General features: G+C 54.4%; 24 protein-coding genes. 14 read left to right on the top strand and 10 right to left on the bottom strand.

Going from position 1 to position 26,880, the window contains the following annotated elements; translation table 11 throughout:
- Nucleotides 1–23 precede the first annotated feature (23 nt).
- The 7 genes from aceE to FY046_RS16190 all read left to right on the top strand — a co-directional run bounded on the left by aceE (nucleotide 24) and on the right by FY046_RS16190 (nucleotide 8,732).
- Nucleotides 24–2,687 carry a pyruvate dehydrogenase (acetyl-transferring), homodimeric type gene (gene aceE, locus FY046_RS16220; protein WP_159336895.1) on the top strand — a complete coding sequence of 888 codons (2,664 nt, stop codon included), beginning with the start codon at nucleotides 24–26 and terminating at the stop codon, nucleotides 2,685–2,687.
- Between the two features lie 14 nt (nucleotides 2,688–2,701).
- Entirely contained in the window at nucleotides 2,702–4,303 is a 1,602-nt protein-coding gene (gene aceF / locus FY046_RS16215; RefSeq protein ID WP_213202135.1) for a pyruvate dehydrogenase complex dihydrolipoyllysine-residue acetyltransferase, read from the top strand.
- A gap of 300 nt (nucleotides 4,304–4,603) precedes the next feature.
- Nucleotides 4,604–6,031, top strand: a complete 1,428-nt coding sequence (lpdA, locus tag FY046_RS16210) for a dihydrolipoyl dehydrogenase (protein ID WP_133842715.1) — start codon at nucleotides 4,604–4,606, stop codon at nucleotides 6,029–6,031.
- Between the two features lie 131 nt (nucleotides 6,032–6,162).
- The gene (locus FY046_RS16205) at nucleotides 6,163–6,867 is read left to right on the top strand and encodes an SDR family NAD(P)-dependent oxidoreductase (protein WP_133842260.1); all 705 of its coding nucleotides are present in this window, start codon (nucleotides 6,163–6,165) and stop codon (nucleotides 6,865–6,867) included.
- 13 nt (nucleotides 6,868–6,880) lie between these two features.
- A complete protein-coding gene (locus FY046_RS16200) occupies nucleotides 6,881–7,555 on the top strand; it encodes an energy-coupling factor ABC transporter ATP-binding protein (protein WP_421505180.1) in 675 nt (224 codons plus the stop codon).
- Nucleotides 7,552–8,196 carry an energy-coupling factor transporter transmembrane component T family protein gene (locus FY046_RS16195; RefSeq protein ID WP_421507125.1) on the top strand — a complete coding sequence of 215 codons (645 nt, stop codon included), beginning with the start codon at nucleotides 7,552–7,554 and terminating at the stop codon, nucleotides 8,194–8,196. Before FY046_RS16200 ends, FY046_RS16195 begins: the two co-directional genes overlap by 4 nt.
- The gene (locus FY046_RS16190; RefSeq protein ID WP_133842257.1) at nucleotides 8,196–8,732 is read left to right on the top strand and encodes a biotin transporter BioY; all 537 of its coding nucleotides are present in this window, start codon (nucleotides 8,196–8,198) and stop codon (nucleotides 8,730–8,732) included. The genes FY046_RS16195 and FY046_RS16190 overlap by 1 nt, the downstream gene beginning before the upstream one ends.
- A 142-nt stretch (nucleotides 8,733–8,874) precedes the next feature.
- Here FY046_RS16190 and FY046_RS16185 read toward each other — a convergent pair whose 3' ends face one another.
- Nucleotides 8,875–9,861: a zinc-dependent alcohol dehydrogenase family protein gene (locus FY046_RS16185; RefSeq protein WP_446186285.1), complete on the bottom strand. Its 987-nt coding sequence runs from the start codon at nucleotides 9,859–9,861 to the stop codon at nucleotides 8,875–8,877.
- A 37-nt stretch (nucleotides 9,862–9,898) separates the two neighbouring features.
- Here FY046_RS16185 and FY046_RS16180 point away from each other — a divergent pair, with 37 nt between their 5' ends.
- From FY046_RS16180 to FY046_RS16170, 3 genes are read left to right on the top strand one after another with little or no spacing between them, the layout of a single operon-like run.
- On the top strand, nucleotides 9,899–10,339 hold the full coding sequence (locus FY046_RS16180; RefSeq protein ID WP_339507329.1) for an acyl-CoA thioesterase: 441 nt from the start codon (nucleotides 9,899–9,901) through the stop codon (nucleotides 10,337–10,339).
- A 5-nt stretch (nucleotides 10,340–10,344) separates the two neighbouring features.
- Complete coding sequence (locus FY046_RS16175; RefSeq protein WP_446186284.1) at nucleotides 10,345–11,856, top strand: AMP-binding protein; 1,512 nt, start codon at nucleotides 10,345–10,347, stop codon at nucleotides 11,854–11,856.
- Nucleotides 11,819–13,024, top strand: a complete 1,206-nt coding sequence (locus FY046_RS16170; protein ID WP_446186283.1) for a thiolase family protein — start codon at nucleotides 11,819–11,821, stop codon at nucleotides 13,022–13,024. The genes FY046_RS16175 and FY046_RS16170 overlap by 38 nt, the downstream gene beginning before the upstream one ends.
- 2 nt (nucleotides 13,025–13,026) lie before the next feature.
- Here FY046_RS16170 and FY046_RS16165 read toward each other — a convergent pair whose 3' ends face one another.
- Both FY046_RS16165 and FY046_RS16160 read right to left on the bottom strand, forming a co-directional pair.
- On the bottom strand, nucleotides 13,027–13,809 hold the full coding sequence (locus tag FY046_RS16165; protein WP_133842252.1) for an enoyl-CoA hydratase/isomerase family protein: 783 nt from the start codon (nucleotides 13,807–13,809) through the stop codon (nucleotides 13,027–13,029).
- On the bottom strand, nucleotides 13,806–14,747 hold the full coding sequence (locus tag FY046_RS16160) for a LysR family transcriptional regulator (RefSeq protein WP_159336901.1): 942 nt from the start codon (nucleotides 14,745–14,747) through the stop codon (nucleotides 13,806–13,808). Before FY046_RS16160 ends, FY046_RS16165 begins: the two co-directional genes overlap by 4 nt.
- A gap of 101 nt (nucleotides 14,748–14,848) precedes the next feature.
- Between FY046_RS16160 and FY046_RS16155 the strand changes: the two genes are divergently transcribed.
- The 3 genes from FY046_RS16155 to acnB all read left to right on the top strand — a co-directional run bounded on the left by FY046_RS16155 (nucleotide 14,849) and on the right by acnB (nucleotide 20,249).
- On the top strand, nucleotides 14,849–15,775 hold the full coding sequence (locus FY046_RS16155) for an aldo/keto reductase (protein WP_446186297.1): 927 nt from the start codon (nucleotides 14,849–14,851) through the stop codon (nucleotides 15,773–15,775).
- A gap of 1,178 nt (nucleotides 15,776–16,953) precedes the next feature.
- Nucleotides 16,954–17,166, top strand: coding sequence for a transcription antiterminator/RNA stability regulator CspE (gene cspE, locus FY046_RS16150; protein WP_133842250.1), 213 nt, complete (start codon nucleotides 16,954–16,956; stop codon nucleotides 17,164–17,166).
- A 485-nt stretch (nucleotides 17,167–17,651) separates the two neighbouring features.
- A complete protein-coding gene (gene acnB / locus FY046_RS16145) occupies nucleotides 17,652–20,249 on the top strand; it encodes a bifunctional aconitate hydratase 2/2-methylisocitrate dehydratase (RefSeq protein ID WP_133842249.1) in 2,598 nt (865 codons plus the stop codon).
- Between the two features lie 51 nt (nucleotides 20,250–20,300).
- Here the strand turns inward: acnB and FY046_RS16140 are convergent, their stop codons facing one another.
- Both FY046_RS16140 and FY046_RS16135 read right to left on the bottom strand, forming a co-directional pair.
- Nucleotides 20,301–20,573 carry a helix-turn-helix domain-containing protein gene (locus FY046_RS16140; protein WP_159336903.1) on the bottom strand — a complete coding sequence of 91 codons (273 nt, stop codon included), beginning with the start codon at nucleotides 20,571–20,573 and terminating at the stop codon, nucleotides 20,301–20,303.
- Nucleotides 20,570–20,902 carry a type II toxin-antitoxin system RelE/ParE family toxin gene (locus FY046_RS16135; RefSeq protein WP_159336904.1) on the bottom strand — a complete coding sequence of 111 codons (333 nt, stop codon included), beginning with the start codon at nucleotides 20,900–20,902 and terminating at the stop codon, nucleotides 20,570–20,572. Before FY046_RS16135 ends, FY046_RS16140 begins: the two co-directional genes overlap by 4 nt.
- 305 nt (nucleotides 20,903–21,207) lie before the next feature.
- Here FY046_RS16135 and yacL point away from each other — a divergent pair, with 305 nt between their 5' ends.
- Nucleotides 21,208–21,570, top strand: a complete 363-nt coding sequence (gene yacL, locus FY046_RS16130; RefSeq protein ID WP_133842246.1) for a protein YacL — start codon at nucleotides 21,208–21,210, stop codon at nucleotides 21,568–21,570.
- 61 nt (nucleotides 21,571–21,631) lie between these two features.
- Here the strand turns inward: yacL and FY046_RS16125 are convergent, their stop codons facing one another.
- From FY046_RS16125 to FY046_RS16105, 5 genes are all read right to left on the bottom strand, one after another.
- Nucleotides 21,632–22,309, bottom strand: coding sequence for an SDR family NAD(P)-dependent oxidoreductase (locus tag FY046_RS16125; RefSeq protein ID WP_159336905.1), 678 nt, complete (start codon nucleotides 22,307–22,309; stop codon nucleotides 21,632–21,634).
- The gene (locus FY046_RS16120) at nucleotides 22,306–22,782 is read right to left on the bottom strand and encodes a YhcH/YjgK/YiaL family protein (protein ID WP_159336906.1); all 477 of its coding nucleotides are present in this window, start codon (nucleotides 22,780–22,782) and stop codon (nucleotides 22,306–22,308) included. The genes FY046_RS16125 and FY046_RS16120 overlap by 4 nt, the downstream gene beginning before the upstream one ends.
- The gene (locus tag FY046_RS16115; protein WP_446186282.1) at nucleotides 22,779–23,960 is read right to left on the bottom strand and encodes a sialidase family protein; all 1,182 of its coding nucleotides are present in this window, start codon (nucleotides 23,958–23,960) and stop codon (nucleotides 22,779–22,781) included. Before FY046_RS16115 ends, FY046_RS16120 begins: the two co-directional genes overlap by 4 nt.
- Before the next feature lies 1 nt (nucleotide 23,961).
- Nucleotides 23,962–25,377, bottom strand: a complete 1,416-nt coding sequence (locus FY046_RS16110; protein ID WP_133842242.1) for a sodium:solute symporter family protein — start codon at nucleotides 25,375–25,377, stop codon at nucleotides 23,962–23,964.
- Nucleotides 25,378–25,507: 130 nt separating this feature from the next.
- The gene (locus FY046_RS16105) at nucleotides 25,508–26,827 is read right to left on the bottom strand and encodes an MFS transporter (RefSeq protein WP_133842241.1); all 1,320 of its coding nucleotides are present in this window, start codon (nucleotides 26,825–26,827) and stop codon (nucleotides 25,508–25,510) included.
- Nucleotides 26,828–26,880 lie beyond the last annotated feature (53 nt).

The raw sequence follows: 26,880 nt of genomic DNA, 5'->3' as shown, positions 1-26,880 counted from the left end.
GACACAGATAAGGAATACCCCCCATGTCAGAACGTTTAAATAATGACGTGGATCCGATCGAAACTCGCGACTGGTTAGAAGCGATCGAATCGGTCATCCGTGAAGAAGGTGTTGAGCGCGCACAGTATCTGATTGACCAGGTATTGAGCGGTGCACGCAAAGGTGGCGTTAAAGTGGCTGCCGGCGCGGGAGCCAATAACTACATTAACTCTATTGCTGTTGAAGATGAGCCGGAATACCCGGGCAACACGTCTTTAGAGCGTCGTATCCGTTCCGCTATTCGCTGGAACGCCATCATGACCGTTCTGCGTGCTTCCAAGAAAGATTTGGATCTGGGCGGCCATATGTCTTCCTTCCAGTCTTCTGCCACCGTGTATGAAGTGTGTTTCAACCACTTCTTCCGTGCGCGCACTGAAAAAGACGGCGGCGATCTGGTTTACTTCCAGGGCCACATTTCTCCGGGCGTTTACGCGCGTGCCTTCCTGGAAGGTCGTCTGACCGAAGACCAGATGAACAACTTCCGTCAGGAAGTTGATGGTAAAGGCCTGTCCTCTTACCCGCATCCTAAACTGATGCCTAACTTCTGGCAGTTCCCGACCGTATCTATGGGCCTGGGCCCACTGGGTGCGATCTATCAGGCTAAATTCCTGAAATATCTGGAACACCGTGGCCTGAAAGATACCTCTCAGCAGACCGTTTACGCCTTCCTGGGCGACGGTGAGATGGATGAGCCGGAATCCAAAGGGGCGATCACTATCGCGACCCGTGAAAAACTGGATAACCTGGTCTTCATCATCAACTGTAACCTGCAGCGCCTTGATGGCCCGGTGACGGGTAATGGCAAGATCATCAACGAACTGGACGGTATCTTCGGTGGTGCTGGCTGGGAAGTGATTAAAGTGATCTGGGGCGGTCGTTGGGATGAGCTGCTGCGTAAAGATACCAGCGGTAAACTGATCCAACTGATGAACGAAACCGTTGACGGTGACTATCAGACCTTCAAATCCCGTAACGGTGCCTACGTTCGTGAGCACTTCTTCGGTAAATATCCGGAAACGGCTGAGCTGGTGAAAGATCTGACCGACGACGAGATCTGGTCTCTGAACCGTGGTGGTCACGATCCGAAGAAAGTCTTCGCTGCACTGAAAAAAGCGCAGGATACCAAAGGTAAACCTGTGGTGATTCTGGCACATACCATTAAAGGTTATGGTATGGGTGAGACTGCTGAAGGCAAAAACATTGCGCACCAGGTGAAGAAAATGAACATGGATGGCGTACGCTATATCCGTGATCGTTTCAACGTGCCGGTCAGCGATGAAGCCATCGAAAAACTGCCGTACGTGACCTTCGATAAAGGGTCTGACGAATACAACTACCTGCATGGTCAGCGTGAAAAACTGGGCGGCTACCTGCCAACCCGTGAGCCGAACTTCAGCGAGAAGCTGTCCATGCCTGTACTGGAAGATTTCCGTCAGCTGCTGGATGAGCAGAACAAAGAAATCTCAACCACTATCGCCTTCGTACGTGCCCTGAACGTGATGCTGAAGAACCCGTCGATCAAAGATCGTCTGGTGCCAATCATTGCCGATGAAGCGCGCACCTTCGGTATGGAAGGTCTGTTCCGTCAGATCGGTATTTATAGCCCGAATGGCCAGCAGTACACCCCGCAGGACCGTGAGCAGGTTGCTTACTATAAAGAAGACGAGAAAGGTCAGATCCTGCAGGAAGGCATCAACGAACTGGGTGCAGGCGCATCATGGCTGGCGGCGGCAACGTCTTACAGCACCAACAACCTGCCAATGATCCCGTTCTACATCTACTACTCCATGTTCGGTTTCCAGCGTATCGGCGACCTGTGCTGGGCAGCAGGTGATCAGCAGGCTCGCGGCTTCCTGGTCGGCGGGACTTCCGGTCGTACCACCCTGAACGGTGAAGGTCTGCAGCACGAAGATGGTCACAGCCACATTCAGTCTCTGACTATCCCGAACTGTATCTCTTACGATCCAGCTTACGCTTACGAAGTCGCGGTCATCATGCATGACGGTCTGGTGCGTATGTACGGCGATGCTCAGGAAAATATTTACTACTACATCACCACACTGAACGAAAACTACCACATGCCAGCAATGCCGGCCGGTGCAGAAGAAGGTATCCGTAAAGGTATCTACAAACTGGACAGCAAAGAAGGTAGCAAAGGTAAAGTTCAGCTGCTGGGTTCAGGTTCTATCCTGCGCCACGTGCGTGACGCGGCAGAGATCCTGGCGAAAGACTACGGTGTCGGTTCTGACATCTACAGCGTGACTTCCTTCACCGAACTGGCCCGTGATGGTCAGGACTGTGAGCGTTGGAACATGCTGCATCCAACAGAAGAAGCCCGCGTGCCGTACATCGCTCAGGTGATGAACGATGCACCTGCTGTGGCATCAACTGACTACATGAAACTGTTCGCCGAGCAGGTTCGCAGCTATATCCCTGCCAGCGATTATCGCGTACTGGGTACTGACGGCTTCGGTCGTTCAGACAGCCGTGAGAATCTGCGTCACCACTTCGAAGTGGACGCATCTTACGTGGTGGTTGCAGCCCTGGGTGAACTGGCTAAACGTGGCGAAATCGACAAACAAGTGGTGGCAGACGCTATCGCTAAGTTCGATATCGACGCTGATAAAGTCAACCCACGTCTGGCATAAGAGGTAATAGAGTAATGGCTATCGAAATTAATGTCCCGGACATCGGCGCAGACGAAGTTGAAGTCACCGAGATTCTGGTCAAAGTGGGCGACACTGTAGAAGTTGAGCAGTCACTGCTGGTCGTTGAAGGCGATAAAGCCTCAATGGAAGTGCCGTCCCCACAGGCTGGTGTGGTTAAAGAGATCAAAGTTGCTACCGGCGATAAAGTCGAAACCGGCAAACTGATCATGATCTTCGAAGCGGCAGGCGGTGCAGCAGCACCGGCAGCAGCCGAAGAGAAGAAAGAAGAAGCGGCTCCGGCAGCCGCACCTGCAGCGGCCCCGGCGGCCAGCGCAGCAAAAGAGGTTAACGTACCGGATATCGGCGGCGACGAAGTTGAAGTCACCGAGATCATGGTGAAAGTGGGCGACAAAGTTGAAGCTGAACAGTCGATCCTCACCGTTGAAGGCGACAAAGCCTCAATGGAAGTGCCTGCACCATTCGCGGGTACGGTTAAAGAGATCAAAATCAGCGCTGGCGACAAAGTCAGCACCGGCTCTCTGGTAATGGTCTTCGAAGTGGAAGGCGCTGCGCCAGCCGCCGCTCCTGCCGAGACCACCGCTGCCACTGCACCTGCTCCGGCTAAACAGGAAGAGAAAGCCGCTCCGGCTGCTGCGCCTGCGAAAGCGGAGGCGAAGTCAGAATTCGCAGAAAACGATGCTTACGTCCATGCGACTCCGGTTATCCGCCGTCTGGCACGTGAATTCGGTGTAAACCTGGCGAAAGTCAAAGGCACCGGACGTAAAGGCCGTATTCTGAAAGAAGACGTGCAGAGCTATGTGAAAGACGCGGTGAAACGCGCTGAAGCTCCTGCTGCTGCTGGCGGCGGTCTGCCTGGCATGCTGCCGTGGCCGAAAGTGGACTTCAGCAAGTTTGGTGAGATCGAAGAAGTTGAACTGGGCCGTATCCAGAAAATCTCTGGTGCGAACCTGAGCCGTAACTGGGTGATGATCCCACACGTGACTCACTTCGACAAAACCGACATCACTGAGCTGGAAGCGTTCCGCAAACAGCAGAACACCGAAGCTGAGAAGCGTAAGCTGGATGTGAAGTTCACCCCGGTGGTGTTCATCATGAAAGCGGTCGCGGCTGCGCTTGAGCAGATGCCACGCTTCAACAGCTCGCTGTCTGAAGACGCACAGAAACTGACGCTGAAGAAATACATCAACATCGGTGTGGCGGTTGATACGCCAAACGGTCTGGTGGTTCCAGTGTTCAAAGATGTGAACAAGAAAGGCATCACTGAGCTGTCTCGCGAACTGATGGCTATCTCCAAAAAAGCACGTGATGGCAAACTGACTGCGGGCGAAATGCAGGGCGGTTGCTTCACCATCTCCAGCCTCGGTGGCATCGGGACGACCCACTTCGCGCCTATCGTTAACGCGCCGGAAGTGGCTATCCTCGGTGTGTCCAAGTCTGCGATTGAGCCGGTCTGGAATGGTAAAGAGTTCACGCCGCGTCTGATGATGCCGATGTCACTCTCCTTCGACCACCGTGTTATTGACGGTGCTGATGGTGCGCGTTTCATCACCATCATTAACAACGCACTGGCCGACATTCGCCGCCTGGTGATGTAATCCTGAAGAAGGCCGGCGTAAGCCGGCCTTCTGGTAAGTTGTTGTAGTGATTCGTGGCGCCGCGCTTTGCAGTTTATTAACAATTCTGTAAACTCTTGCGGTGAACGCGTCCCGGTGGATGAAGGGCGTTGAAATATATACCCAAAATAATTGGAGCTGCATCAAGGCGGCAAGCGAGGGAATCCCGATGAGCTTACATAAGTCAGTGATTCGGGTGAGCGAGCGTAGCCAACACAGATGCAGATTCAAGTATGACGGGTATCTGCTCTGACCCGCCGGACAATCAAATAAGAGGTCATGATGAGTACAGAAATTAAAACTCAGGTCGTGGTACTTGGGGCAGGTCCTGCAGGCTACTCTGCAGCCTTCCGTGCAGCGGATTTAGGTCTGGAGACCGTGATCGTTGAGCGTTACAGCACCCTCGGTGGTGTTTGTCTGAATGTCGGCTGTATCCCTTCTAAAGCCCTGCTGCACGTGGCGAAGGTGATTGAAGAAGCCAAAGCGCTGGAAGAGCACGGTATCGTGTTCGGCAAGCCGCAAACCGACATCAACAAGATTCGTACCTGGAAAGAAAAAGTCATCACCCAACTGACCGGTGGTCTGGCGGGCATGGCGAAAGGCCGCAAAGTGAATGTGGTCAACGGTCTGGGTAAATTCACCGGTGCTAACACCCTGGAAGTCACCGCTGAAGACGGTTCTAAAACCGTCATCACTTTCGACAATGCCATCATCGCTGCGGGTTCCCGTCCGATTGAACTGCCCTTTATTCCCCATGAAGATCCACGCGTGTGGGACTCCACTGATGCGCTGGAACTGAAAGAAGTGCCTGAGCGTCTGCTGGTTATGGGCGGCGGCATCATCGGTCTGGAAATGGGTACCGTGTATCACGCGCTGGGTTCTCAGATCGACGTGGTCGAGATGTTTGACCAGGTGATCCCGGCGGCTGATAAAGACGTGGTAAAAGTCTTCACCAAACGTATCAGCAAGCAGTTCAACCTGATGCTGGAAACCAAAGTTACCGCTGTTGAAGCCAAAGAAGACGGCATCTATGTAACGATGGAAGGTAAAAAAGCCCCGTCAGAACCACAGCGTTACGATGCGGTTCTGGTAGCGATTGGCCGCGTACCTAACGGTAAAGGTCTGGATGCAGGCAAAGCGGGCGTGGAAGTGGACGAGCGCGGATTTATCCGTGTCGACAAGCAGCTGCGTACCAACGTGCCACACATCTTCGCCATCGGCGATATCGTGGGTCAGCCAATGCTGGCACACAAAGGTGTGCATGAAGGCCACGTAGCGGCAGAAGTGATTTCTGGTCTGAAGCACTACTTCGACCCGAAAGTGATCCCATCGATCGCCTACACTGAGCCAGAAGTTGCCTGGGTCGGTCTGACCGAGAAAGAAGCGAAAGAGAAAGGCATCAGCTATGAAACGTCCACCTTCCCGTGGGCAGCATCAGGCCGTGCTATCGCTTCCGACTGTGCAGACGGCATGACCAAACTGATCTTCGACAAAACCACTCACCGCGTGATCGGTGGTGCGATTGTTGGCACCAACGGCGGCGAGCTGCTGGGTGAAATCGGTCTGGCTATCGAGATGGGTTGTGATGCTGAAGATCTGGCTCTGACCATCCACGCTCACCCAACCCTGCACGAATCGGTGGGTCTGGCGGCGGAAATCTTCGAAGGTAGCATTACCGACCTGCCAAACCCGAAAGCGAAAAAGAAATAACTCGCCTTCGTGTTTAAAAAACGGCTCCTGCGGGGGCCGTTTTGCTTTCTGTCTTTCCGTAAAAAACCGCGCAGGGCGCCGCAAAATCGCGTATCTTTGCTGGCAATTTCTGACCGGTCAAAAGGCTCGTTGTGTCGAATAAAGTTGCCCTGATCACCGGTGCCTCACGTGGTATCGGTCACCATCTTGCCCGCCATCTCCATGCTGCGGGCTATCACCTGATACTCATTGCACGGGATGCGCAGGCGCTGAACGCCTTAGCAAACACTCTCGGCTCTGCACGCGTGCAGACGCTGGCGCTGGATGTTTGCGATTATCCGGCGGTGGCACAACAGGTGCAGCAGGCACTGAGCGTGCACGCACAGCTTGATGTGCTGATCAACGCGGCGGGGATCTTCCGTGGCGGATCAACGCAGACAGCGCTGGATGATTTCAGCGCCATGCTGGCGACCAACGTCACTGCCATTCATCATCTCTGCCAGCTGTGTGTTCCCTGGCTGTCGAAATCGCCTGAGGGGCGCATCTTTAATCTCGCCTCTGTGAGCGGCGTGCAGCCTTATGGCAGCGTGGCCAGCTATGCCGCCAGCAAACATGCGCTGGTTGGATACAGCCGATCGATTGCGCGTGAGCTGGGAGCTCAGGGGATTAAAGTCACCACGCTCTGCCCCGACGTGGTGGATACCGATATGGCGCAGGGTTCCGGTCTGGCCGTCGATGAGATGCTGAGTACCGACGATCTTTGCCGCGCGGTTGATTTCGTGATGTCGTTGTCCCCGGCTGCGGTTGTGGAGCAACTCACCATCGGGCGGCAGTATCGTCCGCGTAAACCCGTCTGACCCAGGAGACGTTATGCTGGAACTGAAAGGGGTATCGCATGCTTATGGTGAGCGTAAGGTCCTCGATAACATCACTCTGCAACTCGCAGAAAAACGCATTGGTATTGTCGGCAGCAACGGGTGCGGCAAAAGTACCTTTGCCCGTCTGCTGAACGGCCTGTTGCTGCCGCAACAGGGCGAGGTGCTGGTTGATGGCTTGAACACCCGTCAGCAGGGGAAAGCGGTACGGCGTAAAGTCGGCTTCGTGTTTCAGAATCCGGACAACCAGATTGTCTTCCCGGTGGTTGAAGAAGATCTCGCTTTTGGCATGAAAAACCTTGGGCTGTCAAAGCAGGTGATCCGCGAACGCACCGATGCGGCGCTGGCACGTTATGATATGCAGGATCTGCGTCAGCATCCGGCTCATCTGTTAAGCGGCGGGCAAAAGCAACTGCTGGCTATCTCTGGCGTGCTGGTCATGGAGCCGGAATATATCGTCTTTGATGAGCCAACCACGTTACTCGATCTGCGTAATAAACGGCGCATTGCGCAGGCTATTGCCGATCTCGATCAGACGGCGATCGTGGTCTCTCACGATCTGGAATTTTTACAGGATTTCGATCGCGTGCTGGTGTTTGAGCGCGGGCAGGTGGTGATGGATGATGTGCCCGCAGTGGCACTGAAAGAGTACGTCAGGATGATGTCATGATATTAAGCGATTACGTCCCGGGAAATTCGATCATCCACCGGCTGCCACCCGGCCTGAAGATCCTTTCGCTGGCGCTACTGGGCACGCTGCTGTTTGTGTTCCCCCGGCTGGAAACCGCGCTGACGGCTCTGCTGTTGGTCGGGCTGCTCTATCCACTGGCGCGAATCTCACCCCGTATTATGTTGTTGCAGCTTAAACCGTTGCTGTGGGTACTGGTGCTGTTGTTTGCCGTGCAGTGGTGGATGGTCAGCTGGCAGTCCGGCGTGCTGGTGATTGCACGGCTGGCGGCGCTCATGCTGATGGCGGCGCTGGTGACGCTCACCACGCGCACCACTGAGATGATTGACGCCCTGGAGAAAGGCCTGTTCTGGCTGCGTTATGTACGTATTAATCCGGCGAAGGTCAGCCTGGCGCTGTCGCTGGCGATGCGTTTTATTCCGGTACTGGCAGCGATTGTTGCTGAAGTGCGGGAGGCGCAAAAAGCGCGTGGGCTGGATCGCAGCCTGATCGCCATTGCCATTCCGGTGATCGTTCGTACCCTGAAAATGGCTGATGATATTGCGGCGGCGCTTGAAGCCCGCGCTTATGACCCCCAACTGCGCCGTGAGCGCACCGATGCTGAGAAAGTGAGAGGATCTTAATGTCCACCCGAGATATTGTTTATATTGCGCTGTTTGCCGCCATCACTGCCGCGCTGGGTCTGTTTCCGGCGTTCAGTCTGCCGGTGATTGCTGTGCCGATCACCGCTCAGACTTTAGGCCCGATGCTGGCCGGTGCCATTGCCGGGGCGAAGCGCGGTGCGCTGGCACTGGTGCTGTTTGTGGTGCTGGTGGCGATTGGCCTGCCGCTGTTAGCGGGCGGTCGCGGTGGTTTAGGGATTTTCCTCGGCCCAAGTGGTGGCTTTATTCTGGCATGGCCGCTGGCCGCGCTGCTGATTGGTTTCCTGTATCAGCGTAATCTGCGTTCGCTGACGCTGGTCAAAGAGGTGCTGTTCCTGGTGTTGGGCGGGGTTGTGCTGATCTACTCGGCAGGTATTCCGTGGATTGCGGCGGTAGCCGGCTTATCTCTGAAGCAGGCGGCGCTGGGTTCTCTGGGTTTCCTGCCGGGCGATATCGTCAAAGTGGTGCTGGCGGTGCTGATCATTCGCGCGGTGCGCCGGGCTTATCCGACGTTGTAAACGGGTCGGGCATGCCCGACCCCTACGGGGATCTGCGTGGGGGCTTATCTGACGTTGTAAACGGGGCGGGCATGCCCGCCCCCTACGGGGATCTGCGTAGGGGCGAGGCAAGCCTCGCCCGGGTTTTTTCCCGGAATAATGGTTACATCCGCAATAAAATCTTCCCTTTCAACTCCCCTGACTGCACGGCTTTGACCGCCTGGTCGATCTCCTCCAGCGCATATTCGGCGACAATCTCGGTGGCAATCACGCCGTCGCGGATCAGCGCCATCACCTCATTGATTTTGCGTTGAACCCGCGTCTTCTCATGGCCGTGCACCCACAGACGCAGATGGAAATTAGAGAAGCGAATATCCGGGCGGCTGCGCCAGAAGGTCGCCGGGATCGGCTGACCAGACAGCAGGCCATAGTGAATAAACTGCCCACCAGGCGTCAGTGCCTGGGCCAGCGCCAGAGACTCTTCACCACCGATGCAGTCGAAAATAGTCGCTACGCCGCCGCGTTGTGCTAACGCGGCCAGCGCCTGTGGATAATCTTGTGCGCTGCTGTTCAGCACCTGCTCTGTGGCATACCCGCCGAAGATGTCGAGGTTCTCTGCTTTACGCACAATTGCAATCGGCTTCAGCCCCAGATGATTGGCAATGCGGATCAGCATTTTACCGATGGCCGAGTTTGCCGCATTGATGATAATGCGCATCCCCGGGGTGAAATGCATTTCCTCGGTCAGCATCAGCAGCGCGGTCATTGGATTGACGTAGCTGGTCGCCGCCTGCTGGTCAGTCACGAAGTCTGGCAGCGTAAAACACCACTGCGGATCGCAGTCCTTATAATGCTGCCAGGCTCCCATGCTGCCAACGGGTAACACACGCTGGCCAACAGGCAACCCGGCCTCATTACTCTGGCTTATTCTGCCCATTCCCTCGAAGCCCGGCACAAAGGGCAGGGCGATACGTGAACGATAGGCACCAGAAATAGTAATAATATCAGAGGGGTTGATGGTGGCGAAGGTCATTTTCACCCGCACCTGGCCTGCGGTTAACTCTGTGAGTGGACTCTGTTCAAGCTGCATCACCTCACCGATTTTGCCGAACTCCCGGACGACTGCTCTGGTGAATAAAGTCTCTTTCATGGTATATTTTCTTCAGTGTTGTCCGGTTGACAGGTTAATGTTTTTTATGCAGGAACAGTATAATAGCGAAACATTTCGCGTATCAATGCGCGATATAGATTTAAACGGTCACGTGCATAATTCTGTTTATTTAGACTATTGTGAAGATGCCGTGGTTAATGCGTTTCGCCGCGCTGATATTCTGCCTTTATTTCGACCACACACTGCGGGTGTGGCCTACCACGTGAAAAAATGCGAAGCCACTTTCTCTCATCCGCTGTCGGTGGATGATGTGGTGTTACCTCAGGTGTTGATTGAGAAAATCGGTAACAGCAGTTTAATTTTCACCATCCGTTTAATGCTCGATGATAAAACCACGCTGTGCGCCGAAGGCAAATTCATCTGGGTCTGTGTGAATCCAACGGATAATAAGCCGTGCCCGATCCCGGATGAAGCCCGTCAGGCGCTCACCCGGCACTTTCCGTTTGTCGGGGCCTGATCGTCATGCCGGTTCACGACAGAGTTAAGCAGCATGCAGAAAACCATCCCGACCTGACCGCCGTTGATATTGAAGGTTACACGCTGAGCTGGCAGCAGCTGTGGCAGCGTGCGCAGGTGCTGTACCAGCAGCTGTGCCGGATGCCTTCCACTAGTGAAAACCGCACTGTAGCAATAGCCATCGGTAACGATATTACCTTCCCCGTTGCCTGGCTGGCGGCCACTGCGCAGCCTTTTACGGCGGCGATTATCGATCCTCAGGTGCCCGTTGAACAACGCCACGATATGCTGCAACGGCTGGCGCCGGATCTGTTGCTGCTGAAAGCAGAAGATCGGGCGCTGATCGCACAGGCCGAGCAGCTGGCGATCCGCTGGCTGGCCGTCGATAGCGAACCCGCGCCACGTGTTCTGCCAGACGATCCCGAATTTACCGCCGGGATGCAGGCTGAAACGCCGTTTCTGATCAACTTTACCTCCGGCACCACCAGTCTGCCGAAAGCCTTTATCCGATCGCGACGATCCTGGCGCTGTAGCTTTGAAAACGGTGAAGCGCTCTTTGGGTTAAAACATGCCCCCTCAACGCTGTTTCCCGGTCCCCTTTCTCACGGTATTGGCCTTTACTGCCTGAATGAAACGCTGTACGCCGGAGGAACCTTCTACAGCCCCGGGCAGTGGCAGCCTGCGGCGGCGCTGGCGTTGATTGCGCAGCGACAGATCGAACGGCTGGTGGTCGTCCCCACGATGATCGCCGGGTTTGCTCGTGTGGCAGAAGGCAGCGCATATCCCAGCCTCCAGCGTCTGTTAAGCGCGGGTGCCAAGCTGGAGCTAAATCACTACCGTCAGGCGCGGACACTGTTTCCCGTCGCGCGAATGCAGGAGTATTACGGTGCCTCAGAGCTGGGCTTTATTGCCGTTTCCACCCTGGTGGATGCCGATATCAGCGCATCGCTGGCAACGGTCGGCCAGGCGTTTCCCGGCGTGGAGATTAGCATCCGTAATGATCAGGGAGAGGTTCTTCCCGCGAACCAGCCGGGCACCATTTATATTACCAGCGAACAAATTATCGACCGTTATTTGTGGGGCGATGACGGCAGCGCCTTTGTAAAAGATCAGTCAACGGCGACGGTGGCTGATATCGGTTATCTCGATGATGATGATCGCCTGCATGTGATTGGCCGTCGGGGAAATATGATCCTCAGCGGTGGCAATAATATTTATCTCTCTGAAATAGAGTCAGCGATTAAATCATTGCCGGGAATTATTGAAGCCGTAGTGATTGCGGTTGATGATGATTATCTGGGTAAGAAAATGGTCGCTATTGTTGAGGGCGCACCAGAAGAACTGACACAGTTATCACAACGTTGTCGCTCACTGCTGGCGAAATATAAAATTCCGCGCCAGTTTTATCATATTACACACTGGCCACTGACGCCGAGCGGTAAAATAAAACGCACCGAGCTGGAAAAAAGGATCGCACAACATGGCAGCAGCAAAGAGCTTACTGAATTACCAGCCTGAGGATGACTGGCAGCCGGTGATCGTCGCTGCACGACGTACTCCGGTTGGCAGAGCTTATGGCATCTTTGACGGTGTGCCAATGGCCGAGCTGCTGACACCGCTGTTTGAGCAGATCATGGCGACCCTGCCAGCGGGGTTTACCGCGATTGATGAAGTGATTATCGGTAATGCGACGGGCGGCGGCGGCAATATTGCCCGGCTGGCAGCGCTGACGGCGGGCTTGCCGCTCTCTGTTCCTGCCGTCACGGTGGATCGCCAGTGTGGTTCCGGGCTGGAAGCGGTGATTAATGCCTGCCGTCTGGTGCAGGCCAGAGCAGGGGAGTGTTATCTGGCGGGCGGCGTTGAAAGTGTCAGTACTGCACCGTGGCGCGTGGAAAAACCCGCATCGCTGAAACAGATGCCGCGTTTCTTCGGACGCGCGCAGTTTTCACCGGATGATATCGGTGACCCGGAGATGGGCATGGCGGCCGAGAATGTGGCGCGCCAGTGTGGCATCAGCCGGGAGCGTCAGGATCAGTTTGCCCTGCGCAGCCATCAGCGTGCGCTGGCGGCACAGCAGCAGGGGGCATTTCGGCAGGAGATTGTCCCGGTTAGCGTCAGGGGGCGTCTGGTGGAGGATGATGAGTGTCCGCGTGCCGACACCTCGCTGGCTAAGCTCTCTGCATTGTCGCCGGTGTTTGCCGCTGACGGAACAGTAACGGCGGGCAACTGTTGCCCGCTGAATGATGGCGCATCGTTGCTTCTGGTGATGAGCCGCCGCAGGGCACGTGCCAGTGGTTTTACCGAAGGACTGCTGTTTGCGGATGCCTGTAGCGCAGGCGTCGATCCTAATCTGCTGGGCCTCGGGCCGGTGCCCGCCACGCAGAAACTGCTGGCACGCCAGCCGGGTCTGACCCTGGATCAGGTCAACGTCATTGAGTTTAACGAAGCTTTTGCTGCCCAGGTTCTGGGGTCTGTTGATGCTTTGCATATTGATGAGATGCGGATTAACCGCCAGGGCGGCGCTATTGCTCTGGGGCATCCTTATGGCGCATCAGGCGCGATAATGGTAACGCGTCTGTTCAGCCAGCTTCTGGGCCAACCGCACAGTGGCGGCTTTGGTCTGGCGATGTTGGGCATCGCCGGAGGGCTGGGGTTAAGTGCGTTATTTAAAGCCGTGCGGCTTTAAACCTATTTTCCGCGCCACTGCGGAGCGCGCTTTTCGCTGAAGGCGAGCAGACTTTCCTGATAATCCTGGCTCGCCTGGAGCTGCTGCAATTCTGCAGCGCTGATTTGACAAAGATCCCGGGCGTTGGCTGCTTTCAGCAGGGCGTTACAGGCCTGAACGGCCAGCGGTGCGTTGCGGTTGAGGCTGGCAGCCAGCGTCAGTGTATTTTCCAAAAGGTCTTCCGCTGTGGTCACCTGGTAAAACAGGCCCAGCGCCAGCGCACGCTGAGCGTCCATGGGCTCACCAATAAGCAGCATCTCTCGTGCAACGCTCGCAGGCAGCCGTGTTGCCAGTTGGCCGATGGCCCCGCCAAGCGGCAGCAGGCCATGCTTCACTTCGGGTAGCGCAATTTTCACCTGCTCAGCAGCAATAATAAAATCACATTCCAGCGCCAGTTCCAGTCCACCACCAAAGGCATGACCATTCAGTGCCGCTATCCAGATTTTGCGCCGTGGCAGATGTTGCAACGGGTTAAACCCACCGTGCGAATTGATCAGGCCTTTGCCACCGTCGGTAAAGGCCTCCTGTAGATCGGCCCCACCGCAAAACACGGTTCCGCTGCCAGTAAGGATAACGGTGCGGATATCGGCCTGCTGTTCGCACCAGTTCAGGCACTGTTCCAGCTCGCTGATCATGACGGCATTATAGGCATTACGCGCGGCGGGGCGGTGGAGCGTCAGCCGCGCAACGTGTGGGATGGGGCGGTCGCAGCGGACCAGTTGCGTATTCGGTTGTTCGCTATTCATCGTGGCTCAGCGTGATTCAGCAAGGAATTTGAGTGTATCACGCCGCGATTGGCCTGTTGTACCCACTCAATAAAGCAGCGCATCGCGGCGGAGTGGTATTTACGGCTGGGATAATAGAGCCAGAAACTTTCAGCTGGCGCCACATAGTCAGTCAGCAGCTCCACCAGTTCCCCGCTTGCCAGCGCGCTTTCACTCAGGTTGCGCAGCACAAAGGCGATGCCGGCCCCGGCTTGTGCGGCCTTAATCATCATCTGATCGTTATCCAGTGTCAGATTGCCGTTGACCGCAATCTCCTTCAATTTGCTCTGCACCTGGAACTCCCATTTATATTGCATCCCGCTGGGAAAACGCCGCTGGATACAGGGATAGTCTGGCAGTTCATCCGGATGCTGCGGTGCACCGTGACGGGCAACAAACGCCGGGCTGGCAATCACTGCGCCAGTGACGGGCATGCCGAAGGGGATCGCCACCATATCCTGCGGAATGACGTTGCCAAAACGTACACCGGCATCAAAACCCTCTTCCACAATGTTCACAAAGCCATCACTGGTGGCTATCTCCAGGGCAATGTCGGGATACTGCTGGCGGAATGGCAGCAGTATAGGGTGAAGAGCAAGGGCTTCCGCATTGCGCGGCATATTGAGACGCAGTGTGCCACGTGGATCGGCACGCCAGGTGTTCAACTCATCCACCGCACTGGACAAATCGACCAGTGCCGGTTCAATACGCGACAGAAAAGCACGACCCGCCTCAGTTAACGATACGCTGCGCGTGGTGCGGTTCAGGAGCCGCAAACCGATACGCTGCTCCAGATTTGTGAGGGTATGACTCAACGTCGAAGGTGTGACATTACGCTCCTCCGCCGCCTTGCGGAAATTGAGATGGCGGGCGATGGCAGCGAAAATCTCTAATTCCTGTAGCGTAGTGCGATTTTTCATATTGATGATTATTTTTCATTAAAGCGCTTAATTAGCGTCAATTGTTGATTTTAACCGGGGAAAGTATAACGACATTGTCGCTAATCAACGGGATAAAAATGATGAAACAAAGAACATTAGGCAGTGAACATTTTCACGTTTCCGCTCTCGGTCTGGGATGCATGGGAATGAGTTTTGCCTACGGGCAGCCGGGCGATGAACAGCAGATGATCAAAACGCTGCATCGCGCCTTCGATCTGGGCATAGATTTCCTTGATACTGCGGAAGTTTACGGGCCGTTCACCAACGAGTCTCTGATTGGCAAAGCACTGAAAGGCCACGCGGGTAAAGTAAAGATCGCTACCAAATTTGGTTTTCATATCACAGATGAGGGGGAAGGCTGGGAACGTATTAAAGGCGTGAACAGCCAGCCTGAAAATATTCGTGCCTCGGTAGAGGCATCCTTACAGCGTCTGGGGGTAGAAGTGATTGACCTCTACTATCAACACCGCCTCGACCCGAGCGTAGCAGTGGAGGACGTGGTGGGAACAATGGCCGACCTGGTACGTGAGGGGAAAGTTCTGCACCTGGGTTTGTCAGAAATTTCCAGCGAAACATTACAGCGTGCACATGCGGTGCATCCCATCACCGCCGTGCAGAGTGAGTATTCGTTGTGGTCACGTGAGCCTGAACACTGCTTGCTCTCAACCTGTCGTCAGCTTGGCATCGGTTTTGTCCCTTACAGTCCATTGGGTCGAGGTTTCCTTTCAGGAAAGCTTCCCGTGTTGGCAGCCGATGATTTCCGTCATTATCTGCCGCGTTTCCAGAAAGAGGCGCTGGCCTGGGTACTGGCGAAAGGTGAGAACATTGTGCCTGTTCCAGGTGCCAGCAAAATTCCCCATTTGGAAGATAACTGCCGTGCCGTCGATATCCGTCTGGCAGAGGATGATCTGGCACTGCTCGATCGCTTGTTTGCGGCGGAGAATATTATCGGTGAACGCTATACGGCACAGGAGCTTACGCTGGTTGAAAGCGATTTACCCCGCTAAGCATTATCATGTCGATAATGTCACCCGTGGGCGCAGCGTTTGCTGTTTGGCAATCCTGAAGGGCCACGCGTTGACTGAACCATGTGCATGTTAAAAATAAATGCAGGAAAAAGTTGAACGTAGCCTAAATTATTTTCGAGTAATGACTTTCTTGGCATGGATATTGATTTTTACCTTGTTTTTTTGCCCATTTATAATGATTTCTACCCGGTTTGGCGGACAGCTGGCGTTTATATCACCAGATTTTCTCCCTGCCTGACAATTGAGGTGATAAACACTGATAATAATCACATGGCATTAAAAACAGTATTGACTCTTGTTTTTAAAGCAGTAGATTAGAACTCACAGCACGGGAATATTACCGGGTTGTGTCAGATAAAGTTTAATGTTTATTTTGCGATGAAAGTCACGAAGTATTTTTGTATGGGAGAGTCGTTGTGAGTTTAGTTATTGTTATCCACTCGCTTCGATGATGCTTAAGGCCACGCAGTCAGTTGCGAAATCGCAGGGTGGGAACGTAAGCGCGATGACATAAGGCTATGTTTTACCGATATAAGCGAGTCCGAATGTTGTGATGTGTGTTAATAAGTCACAATGGAAGTCAAGCCACGTATCAAAGAGTCTACGTCGCGTTGGGTGTGTACTTGTTTAACCGGCCATGTCTTTCGACAGGCATGATGTTAACTGTCATTTATGGAGGTAAGCTAGAATCTTAGTCACTTATACTATCCGTAATAAACACGTACATTTGACGAAGTACTAATAGAAGTCATTACTCGTTAAGTTCATTAATGTTAAAGTTTGAGTTAGCAGTACCTTAAAAGCCCTGGCAATCTCTGTCAGGGCTTTTATCATTTTAAGCCTGGTGGCATTTTCATGAGCTTACCCACATGAGCACTCATCCTTCAGAACGACCCGCTGACCAGACGTGAACCATAAAGTTCAAAAAATATAAGTGAAATGAATCCTTGCTTGTTGAGTCTTATCCGGTCTACTATGCCTCATCGGTTTGGAATACAGACCTTATGAAAGCAGTTTTAGTAAAGCAGTCCTCAGTACAAGTGTTATCAAAGATATCCCTTCATCGAGAGCCTCCTCCTAAGTGCCCATAAGTTTAAATCTGATGAACAGGCCATGTTCGCCATGTTAAGTGGCTCAAAAATTGAAAGGAAATATCTATGTCTAACAAAATGACTGGTTTAGTAAAATGGTTTAACGCTGATAAAGGCTTCGGTTTCATCACTCCAGCAGACGGCAGCAAAGATGTATTCGTACATTTCTCTGCTATCCAGAGCAGCGATTTCAAAACCTTAGATGAAGGCCAGAAAGTTGAGTTCTCTATCGAGAACGGCGCTAAAGGTCCATCAGCTGTAAACGTTATCGCTCTGTAATTTGCGATAATCTCGCTAACACCGACGACAGCGATGAGGGCATTAGCCTGAGCAGTGATGTGTTAGTGATAAAAAAGCCGCCAAGTGCGGCTTTTTTTGTTTTTCTCCCCGCAAAAAATATCCCCTGCGTGTCCCTCCACGATAAGTCATTGAACCGCTGTTTAAAATAAGCTGCATTTATTTCCACAGGTAGTAGCGGGAGATTGCTGTGCGGCAGGAATGCGGTTTTTTAGTCGCAAGTGAAGAACATCCAATATGGTCATGTTAAAAAAGCAGCTAAAAACGCTGGAAAAAGGCTTTTTTGCCCATAAAAACTGTCAGGCTATTGATGTTGCTTTTTTGTAAACGGATTAACACGCAACCGAAATCCTGCTATGCTGGCCCTCGCGGAACCGGGCACCTTACCCTACACATGGATGGTTTTCACTTTGCGGTGAACTCAGGTAGCCCGGGATGCTAAATACAATGAGAGCGAGGAGAACGTCGTGCTAGAAGAATACCGTAAGCACGTTGCCGAGCGTGCTGCCCAGGGGATTGTTCCAAAACCGTTAGATGCTTCCCAAATGGCCGCGCTGGTTGAACTGCTAAAAGCCCCTCCAGCGGGTGAAGAAGAATTTCTGTCCGATCTGTTAATCAATCGAGTGCCGCCGGGCGTTGACGAAGCGGCGTATGTCAAAGCGGGTTTCCTGGCTGCTGTCGCGAAAGGCGAAACAACTTCTCCTCTGGTTACTCCTGAACTGGCAGTCAAACTGCTGGGCACCATGCAGGGCGGTTATAACATCCATGCGCTGATTGACGCGCTTGACGATGAAAAGCTGGCACCGATTGCCGCTGAAGCGCTGTCCCACACGCTGCTGATGTTCGACAATTTCTACGATGTCGAAGAAAAATCTAAAGCAGGCAACCCACACGCGAAAAAGATTATTCAGTCGTGGGCTGATGCTGAATGGTTCCTGAAACGCCCTAAACTTGCAGAAAAAATCACCGTAACCGTGTTCAAAGTGACCGGCGAAACCAATACCGACGACCTCTCTCCGGCGCCGGATGCATGGTCTCGCCCGGATATTCCACTGCACGCGCTGGCGATGTTGAAAAACGCCCGTGAAGGCATCGAACCCGACGATGCTGGTAACGTAGGCCCGATCAAACAGATCGAAGCATTACAGGCTAAAGGCTTCCCACTGACCTACGTTGGTGATGTGGTCGGTACAGGTTCTTCGCGTAAATCCGCTACTAACTCGGTGCTGTGGTTTATGGGCGACGATATTCCTTACGTGCCGAACAAGAAGGGCGGTGGCGTCTGCCTCGGCGGTAAAATCGCACCTATCTTCTTTAACACGATGGAAGATGCAGGCGCACTGCCAATTGAAGTCGATGTTGACCGTCTGAATATGGGCGATGTTATCGACATCTATCCGTATAAAGGTGAAGTCCGCAATCACGACACCAACGAAGTTCTGGCTAACTTTGAACTGAAAACCAACGTACTGTTGGATGAAGTTCGTGCTGGTGGCCGTATTCCACTGATCATCGGCCGTGGCCTGACCACCAAAGCCCGCGAATCTCTGAATCTGCCGCACAGTGATGTGTTCGAGCAGGCGAAAGATGTGGCAGCCAGTACCCGTGGCTTCTCACTGGCGCAGAAAATGGTCGGCCGTGCATGCGGCGTTGACGGTGTGCGCCCTGGTGCCTACTGCGAACCGAAAATGACCTCGGTTGGCTCGCAGGACACCACCGGTCCAATGACCCGCGATGAACTGAAAGACCTCGCCTGCCTCGGTTTCTCTGCAGACCTGGTGATGCAGTCCTTCTGCCATACCGCGGCTTATCCGAAGCCGGTCGATGTGACCACGCACCATACGCTGCCTGACTTCATTATGAACCGTGGCGGCGTGTCGCTGCGTCCGGGGGATGGGGTAATCCACAGCTGGCTGAACCGTATGCTACTGCCGGATACCGTAGGTACAGGCGGTGACTCACATACTCGCTTCCCAATTGGTATTTCCTTCCCGGCGGGTTCAGGTCTGGTGGCCTTTGCTGCTGCGACCGGCGTTATGCCACTGGATATGCCAGAGTCCGTGCTGGTGCGTTTCAAAGGTGAAATGCAGCCGGGTATCACTTTGCGCGATCTGGTGCATGCGATCCCACTGTATGCGATTAAAGCTGGCCTGCTGACCGTTGAGAAGAAAGGGAAGAAAAACATCTTCTCTGGTCGCGTGCTGGAAATCGAAGGCCTGCCGAAACTGAAAGTTGAGCAGGCATTCGAACTGACGGATGCTTCAGCAGAGCGCTCCGCAGCCGGCTGTACCATCAAGCTGGATAAAGAGCCGATCATCGAATATCTCAGCTCGAATATCGTGCTGCTGAAATGGATGATCTCTGAAGGTTACGGCGATCGTCGTACGCTTGAACGTCGTGTTCAGGGCATGGAAAAATGGCTGGCCGACCCGCAGTTGCTGGAAGGCGATGCGGATGCGGAATACGCTGCGGTGATCGACATCGATCTGGCAGATATTAAAGAGCCGATTCTGTGTGCACCGAATGACCCGGATGATGCCCGTCTGCTGTCTGATGTGCAGGGCACAAAAATCGATGAAGTCTTTATCGGTTCCTGCATGACCAACATCGGCCACTTCCGTGCGGCTGGGAAACTGCTGGATGCGCATAAAGGCCAGCTGCCTACGCGTCTTTGGGTGGCTCCGCCAACCAAGATGGATGCGGCACAGCTGACCGAGGAAGGCTACTACAGCGTATTCGGTAAGAGCGGCGCGCGCATTGAGATTCCGGGCTGTTCACTGTGCATGGGTAACCAGGCACGTGTGGCAGATGGCGCAACGGTGGTATCGACCTCCACGCGTAACTTCCCGAACCGTCTGGGAACGGGTGCAAATGTGTACCTGGCGTCTGCTGAGCTCTCCGCAGTCGCTTCTCTGCTGGGTAAACTGCCAACGCCGGAAGAGTATCTGACGTTTATGGGCCAGGTGGATAAAACCGCTGTGGACACCTATCGTTATCTGAACTTCGACCAGTTGAGTCAGTACACCGACAAAGCCGATGGCGTGATTTTCCAGACTGCGGTTTAATCTTCAGTTAGCGCTAAGAAACCGGGCCATGTGCCCGGTTTTTTTATGTGCTCAGTGGATGGCTGCGATCTCGAACTTCACCTGATAGCCGGCTTTGGCAAGCAGTGTGACGAGTTTATCCAGACTGAAAAGATGAAACTTTCCGCTACGAATTTCGGAAATACGTGAGACGGTGACGCCGAGCAGTACGGCGGCCTCTTTGAGCGGCATGCCGTCAATTTTTTCCTGCAACGCCATCAGTAATTGTGAGCGTGCTTTGAGCTGTTCGGCCTCTTTCGGGGTGTCGGCAAGGGCATCCCAGACACTGTCGAAACGCTGGATCATGAGCTGAACTCCTGTATCAGTTGCTGATAACGCTGGCGGACCAGTGCCACATCCTGCGGGCTGGTCTTGAGCGTTTTCTTATGGAAAGCATGCAGTACATAGATAGCATCGCGGAGCTTTGACACGTAGACCACGCGAAATGTCCCGCTGTCACCATCATGTATTCGCAATTCCCACACCCCACTGGCAACAGCAGCCAGTGATTTAAAATCTGCGGGTGTCGCACCCGCCTGTAGCTGAGCGAGTTGATAACCCGCATCATGCATCACATTCCTGGGAAAGCGTTTAAGGTCGCTCAACGAGCTACCAAGAAAACAGATCTTTTTCATTCGATTCTTCCCTGTTGATGAATTTACGGAATTACGTAATTTTAAGCAACTGTTTTTCCGTGATTACGTAATTTTATGTTGCTGGTGAACGGGTATTACCGTTGTGCCGGGCAGAACATGCCATGGGGGAAAGCGGACAGGCCAGTATTTTCACTGTTCCGTTATCAATATTGGAAAGCGCTACGTAAAACCTCCTGCTTTTCCCGCGCCGGGCTGCGATAATGCGCGCCAAAGCTCAGTATTGTCGCGGCAGACGCGCAAAATGTGGTTGAGCCTGTGAGCAGGCTGGCCGGGAGGAAAGCGCGATGGAATATGAATTTTTAAGAGATATCACCGGTGGTGTGAAGGTTCGCATGACGATGGGCCATGAAGCCGTCGGTCACTGGTTTAATGATGAAGTGAATGAAGACCTCACCCTGCTGGATGAGGTCGAAGCCGCTGCCGAAGACGTCAAAGGCAGCGTGCGTCAGTGGCAGCGCGTGGGCAAAGAGTACACGCTGTTACTGGATGAAGAAGAAGTGATGATCCGTTCAAACCAGCTCAACTTTGAAGGCGATGAGATGGAAGAGGGGATGAATTACTACGATGAAGAGAGTCTGTCATTCTGCGGAGTGGAAGACTTTCTGGCCGTGATTGCCGCCTACCGGGAATTTTTACAGGGGCGTTAACGTTTACGCCGAAGCCCCGCAGGAGCCGGGCATGCCCGGCCCTTGCCAATACATGCCTGTTTTATAACGATGCTCCACCGCACATCACCAGCTCCTGCCCGGTAATGGCGGCGGCGGCAGGTGACAGCAGATAGCCCACCAGTTCGGCAACTTCCTGCGGCTGAATAAAGCGGCCGATGGGTGGCAGTTTTGGCGGCGAACCTTCGCGTCCGGGGCTGTTCAACATCGGTGTCTGTGTGGCGCCAGGCGCAACGATATTGGCCGTCAGCCCACGAGGTGCCAGTTCTGCTGCCCAACTGCGAACCATACCTATCATGGCCGATTTGGTGGCGACATACTGACTACGGCCTGCTGCCCCGCGTGACGTGCGGCTGCCCAGTAGCACGATGCGCCCACCGCTGCGCATATGCGGCACAAAGGTATTGGCCAGCGTTTCCGCCACGGCAATATGCAGCTGCCACAGTTGCTGGCTGGCCGTGACATCCAGCTCCCCCAGCAATGCCGCTTTCATCATCCCGGCCGCGTGAACAATGGCCTGCGGTGTCTCCATCCCGGCAAGTACCCGGGCCAGCGCGGCATTGTCGAACAGGTCCACGCTGACAGACCGAAACTGCGGGTTATCATGTTCAATGTGGCTGCGGCTTAATCCTGTCACCTGCCAGCCCTGTGTTAACAGATGATCGACAATCGCCGCCCCAATGCCTGAACTGGCGCCGGTCACCAGCGCATGACGGCTCATAGCGTGCCCTCCAGCATTCCCACCGGGATCTTAAAAACGGCCTTGCGGACCATCATCGGTTGCCCGATGGCGCACAGTGCCTGATGCGCTTCGCCTGGTGCAAACGTTACAAAGTCGCCGGGACGCAGATGGACCTGCTGCGTCAGCTGTGGATCGGCGACGATATACAGATCCGCTTTACGTTCTTCACCGCCGGCCGGGCGTGCATCGGTCAGTCCGTAGCGGATAACCTCCTCGCCCGTCAGCACGATCTGAATATCGAGATATTCCCGGTGAAACTCGGTATGGCGTGTGACCGCTGGTGCACTCTGCTGTGAGCCGATATGACAGAACCAGGCGGCCCCCTCCGGCTGCCATCGCCCATCGGGCAGCGCACTCAATGCTGCCAGGCTGTGCGCGGGCTGCGCCAGCAGTTGAAACAGCGATGCAGGCAGGGTAGCCAGCGTCAGATGGTTGAGGTTACCGGCGATCATCGGCGATCTCCTGTCACCCATTCCTCTTCCACACGCACATATTTAATCGCCTGGCGGAAATAGGTGTAGGCAATATGCAGTTCCCCGTTCAGCCCCTGCTTAATACTGGGGTAGGAGAACTCACGGTTCAGCTTCTGCTGCGAATTATTCGTCATGCAGTAGCCGTCGCCTTCATCCAGATTACGCCGGAACGGCCAGCTTTTTCCGCCATCACGTGAAATCGCCAGCGTCATGGGGGCTCGTGGTGCTCCCCAGAAGGCGGTTTTACCGCTGTGGATCACCGGTTCGGCGGCGACCGCCACGTCATCCTCTTCATCTTCAATTTCGTCATACAGTGAGGTGCGGCGTTCGCTGGCCCCTTCGGCACTCATGGCGTTAAACACCAACGCCAGGTCACCGTTCGCCAGCGTGGTCACCTGAATCGACGAGTTATTGTTTGGCAGTTCGGTGGCCTGTGGGGCGGACCAGCTTTGCCCGCCGTCGTCGGACCGGCTTTGATAGATATGATCTGCCCAGCGGCTACGATACAGCGCCAGCAGCGAGCCATCTTTCAGCAGCGTAATATTCATATGCACGCAGCCGGTGCTGTCCGGCACGGCCACATCGTGCCAGCTTTTGCCTTTATCCCGCGAGATTTTTACCGCGCTGTCGTCATTATTGCCCACCCATTTTTCTCCGGGTTGGGTACGGCAGTAGAACACCGGCAGCAGCCAGTCGCCGTTAGCCAGCACGACCACGGGCTGACGGATAAAGGTGCCGGGCTGGTCGAGCAGCGTGGCAATCGGCCCCCAGCTCTGGCCGAAGTCCGTTGACTGGCGATAGCGCACAATCGCCGTATCCTGATTACCGGACTTTTGCGCGGTGTACAGCAGCCACAGCACGTTGTCCGGGTCGAGGAACAGTACCGGGTTCTGCTCCGAGCGGGTCGGGTCGTCCGAGAGTTTTACCGCGTCGGACCAGCGCTCGCTCCCTTTCTCCAGGCGTGAGCACCAGACAGAAATATCGGCGATCCCTTCCTGAGTACCGCCAAACCATACGCACAGCACATCGCCATCCGGCAGCGGCAGCAGGTTAGCCGCATGATTTTGCGGGCAGGATGAGGGCAGTATCGCCTGCTGCCTGTCACCCTCGGTAGCGATAATGCCGTTACGTTCTACGGTGAGCGTTTCCAGTGTCATATCAGGCTCCACTTTTTTGAATTTGGTGTGCGGTTTTTTTCTGGCTGTCCCGCGATGGGATCATGCGATCAATCACCATCACCAGCGCCGGAACAATCAGGGCGATGTACATGTTATTGATGCCGAACGGATCGCCCATGACAAACCAGACCGAGGTCACGACGCAGGAACCAATCAGCCCCCAGTTTGCGCCGCGCGCACTTTTAAACATCGGCAGGTAGAAGGCGATAATCGCCACCACGGAAATCGACAGACGGATAGCACGGGTGAAGAACGACAGCTTCAACACTTCCGGCACCAGCAACACAAAAATCAGCGGGGCAAAGCCGATGGCCAGCGACAGCCAGCGCGTCATTTTGAACTCACGCTCTGGCGTTGGGTTACGCATCGGCACATAGAAGTCCTTCACAATCAGCGATGCAATCGCCAGCGCTACCGTACTGACGCTGACGAAGATCGAGGCCACCAGCGATGTCGTGACCACACCCGCCAGCCACGGGCTCATATCCTGTAAAAATACGGGCAGGGCATACAGACTGTTGATGTCCGGATGCAGGAATTTGGCCGCCACGCCAATCACCGCAATCGCCAGGCCAATCGGCAGACAGAAGAAGAAGGCCACCCAGGTGGCACGGCGCGCAGAGGCCGGGCTTTTGGTGGAGGAGATCGCCTGGATCACGAACTGGGTACAGAAGATCGAACCGATAGTTCCGATCAGCCACGCCATAATCGTACTGGCACCAACGTGACCATCCCAGGTCCAGTAGAACGATGGCATTTTCTCAACCATGGGCGTAATACCGCCGGTCATCTTCAGTGCCACGCCGAGAATAATCAGAATACCGATGTACTTCAGGCCACTGTGCAGCATCGTGACCCAGGCCATCCCCTTCATGCCGCCAAAGGCAAAGTAGAAGGTGCTGACAATGGCGGTAATAAAGGCCGCCACCGGCAGGTTCACTTTCAGCACGGTGGAGATCGCCGCCGCACCGCTGACATAGTTACCCACGTTCACCAGCAGCAGGGCGTAGATCATAATCAGCGAGATAATGCATTTGGTGGTGTTGCCGTACTTCTCGGCAATGGCACCAGAAATAGTAATTTTTCCGGTGTTATAGATGCGTTTTACCAGCAGCAGACCGAAAATCGGGAAGCCAATGGCGGCACCAATCACCGACCAGGAGGCCGCGAAGCCATCTTCGAACGCCGCCTGTGCGGTACCAATGGTGGATTTGGCGCCGATATATTCCGACATCAGCAGGATGCCGACGATAAACGCGGGCATGGCGCGTGCGCCTTCCATATGTTCACCGGAGGTTTTACTGCGCAGTCGCCAGGTCAGCCAACTGGTAAACAGGATGTACACCAGCACCATCCCGACGATGATCAGCGTACCTTGCGTGGTAAATTCTTTCATAACAACCTCTTAAGTTGTAGGAAGCGCGCTGGCCTTCAGGCTCTTGTGACGCTTCAGTAGGGTACAAAGGCAAAAGAGAGCGATGCACACCTCACAGGAAGGTGTGCCTGTATTGCTGTTCGTGTCTGATTTAGCCGTGACTGGCTGAAGTTTGAGAAAGAGCAGGTTGATCCTCATCGATGATGGGTTCGACCTTACCCAGCAGGAACAGGTAGTTCAGGATCCCCAACACCACCAACGCGGCTGAGAACACCAGTGCATAAGTAAAGGATCCTGTCGCGGCGACGATGGCACCGGTGATAATCGGGCCGACCGCGCCGCCCATATTGGAGACGGTGTTTTGTAGCCCGGCGACCATCGACACACTATTTTTTGGTGCCACATCGCCCGGCAGTGCCCAAACTTGAGACGCCGCTACCGTGGTGCCTGATTTGGCAACGCACAGCAGGAACACGGTCATAAAGACGGAATCTGTGAAAGGCGCGAATCCGATGCACAGTGCCATCAGCAGGCCAATCGTCAGGAACAGTTTGCGGGTGGCGGTCAGCGACAGCACTTTTTTATGGACCATACGATCGGATGCCCAGCCCGCGATCACTTCGATCACCATGCCACACAGCAACGGCAGAGCGGCAACCATCCCCATCTTGATGAAATCCATGCCTTTATCTTTCACCAGGTAGGTCGGTAGCCAGGTGATAAAGAAATAGGAGGTGTAGTTAATGGTGAAAAAGCCCAGGCACATCGCCCAGATATTGCGGTAGCGCAGTAGCTTGTACCACTTCATCGGCAACACGTTTTTATCGCCATGCTTCTGAGCCTGACCATCACGGATCAAACTGACTTCTGCCTTGCTGATTTTCGGATGATCTTCCGGGTTTTCGGCGTAAATCAGATACCATGCGATCACCCACAGAAGGCCGACGCTACCGATGATCAGGAAGGTCATGCGCCAGTCGACCATATAGATCATCCAGACGATCAGCGGCATCGCCACGGCACCGCCAAATTTCGAGGCACTGTCAAACAAGCCAGAGACGGTGGCGCGCTCTTTATCCGGGAACCAGCGCGCGGTGATCCCGGCATTGCTTGGATACGCCGCCGCTTCACCCACGCCGAGCGCCAGGCGTAATGCCAGCAGGGATTTAAACCCGGTGGCCAGGCCCATCATTGAGGTGGCAATAGACCACCAGGCAACGGCAATCCCCAGCCCTTTTTTCTGGCCGTAGCGATCGGCAAACCAACCCGCCGGGATCTGCAACAGCGAATAGGACCAGAAGAAGGCCGCCATAATAAAGCCCATCATTTCCGGATTCAGGCTAAGTTCATCGATCAGGTGCGGAGCCGCCGCTGACAGCACGGTGCGGTCAATGTAGTTAATGGCAATTGCCAGCCACATCAACCCGGCGATCCACCAGCGAATTCTGGTGCTGCTTGCAACATTATTCATCGTAGTAACCGAGGTCAAAGTTATCGTAGGCTACTGATTTAACAGCAGCGTTG

This window comes from Erwinia sp. 1181_3 (assembly GCF_052824965.1).
The sequence above is the reverse complement of the archived record's forward strand: the minus strand, read 5'-3'. Positions and strand labels throughout refer to the sequence as shown.

Excerpts from the sequence above, each read along its gene's own strand:
- aceE (WP_159336895.1), top strand. The coding sequence starts at position 24 with ATGTCAGAACGTTTAAATAATGACGTGGATCCGATCGAAACTCGCGAC.
- aceF (WP_213202135.1), top strand. The coding sequence starts at position 2,702 with ATGGCTATCGAAATTAATGTCCCGGACATCGGCGCAGACGAAGTTGAA.
- lpdA (WP_133842715.1), top strand. The coding sequence starts at position 4,604 with ATGAGTACAGAAATTAAAACTCAGGTCGTGGTACTTGGGGCAGGTCCT.
- FY046_RS16200 (WP_421505180.1), top strand. The coding sequence starts at position 6,881 with ATGCTGGAACTGAAAGGGGTATCGCATGCTTATGGTGAGCGTAAGGTC.
- FY046_RS16195 (WP_421507125.1), top strand. The coding sequence starts at position 7,552 with ATGATATTAAGCGATTACGTCCCGGGAAATTCGATCATCCACCGGCTG.
- FY046_RS16190 (WP_133842257.1), top strand. The coding sequence starts at position 8,196 with ATGTCCACCCGAGATATTGTTTATATTGCGCTGTTTGCCGCCATCACT.
- FY046_RS16185 (WP_446186285.1), bottom strand. The coding sequence starts at position 9,861 with ATGAAAGAGACTTTATTCACCAGAGCAGTCGTCCGGGAGTTCGGCAAA.
- FY046_RS16180 (WP_339507329.1), top strand. The coding sequence starts at position 9,899 with ATGTTTTTTATGCAGGAACAGTATAATAGCGAAACATTTCGCGTATCA.
- FY046_RS16175 (WP_446186284.1), top strand. The coding sequence starts at position 10,345 with ATGCCGGTTCACGACAGAGTTAAGCAGCATGCAGAAAACCATCCCGAC.
- FY046_RS16170 (WP_446186283.1), top strand. The coding sequence starts at position 11,819 with ATGGCAGCAGCAAAGAGCTTACTGAATTACCAGCCTGAGGATGACTGG.
- FY046_RS16165 (WP_133842252.1), bottom strand. The coding sequence starts at position 13,809 with ATGAATAGCGAACAACCGAATACGCAACTGGTCCGCTGCGACCGCCCC.
- FY046_RS16160 (WP_159336901.1), bottom strand. The coding sequence starts at position 14,747 with ATGAAAAATCGCACTACGCTACAGGAATTAGAGATTTTCGCTGCCATC.
- FY046_RS16155 (WP_446186297.1), top strand. The coding sequence starts at position 14,849 with ATGAAACAAAGAACATTAGGCAGTGAACATTTTCACGTTTCCGCTCTC.
- cspE (WP_133842250.1), top strand. The coding sequence starts at position 16,954 with ATGTCTAACAAAATGACTGGTTTAGTAAAATGGTTTAACGCTGATAAA.
- FY046_RS16140 (WP_159336903.1), bottom strand. The coding sequence starts at position 20,573 with ATGATCCAGCGTTTCGACAGTGTCTGGGATGCCCTTGCCGACACCCCG.
- FY046_RS16135 (WP_159336904.1), bottom strand. The coding sequence starts at position 20,902 with ATGAAAAAGATCTGTTTTCTTGGTAGCTCGTTGAGCGACCTTAAACGC.
- yacL (WP_133842246.1), top strand. The coding sequence starts at position 21,208 with ATGGAATATGAATTTTTAAGAGATATCACCGGTGGTGTGAAGGTTCGC.
- FY046_RS16125 (WP_159336905.1), bottom strand. The coding sequence starts at position 22,309 with ATGAGCCGTCATGCGCTGGTGACCGGCGCCAGTTCAGGCATTGGGGCG.
- FY046_RS16120 (WP_159336906.1), bottom strand. The coding sequence starts at position 22,782 with ATGATCGCCGGTAACCTCAACCATCTGACGCTGGCTACCCTGCCTGCA.
- FY046_RS16115 (WP_446186282.1), bottom strand. The coding sequence starts at position 23,960 with ATGACACTGGAAACGCTCACCGTAGAACGTAACGGCATTATCGCTACC.
- FY046_RS16110 (WP_133842242.1), bottom strand. The coding sequence starts at position 25,377 with ATGAAAGAATTTACCACGCAAGGTACGCTGATCATCGTCGGGATGGTG.
- FY046_RS16105 (WP_133842241.1), bottom strand. The coding sequence starts at position 26,827 with ATGAATAATGTTGCAAGCAGCACCAGAATTCGCTGGTGGATCGCCGGG.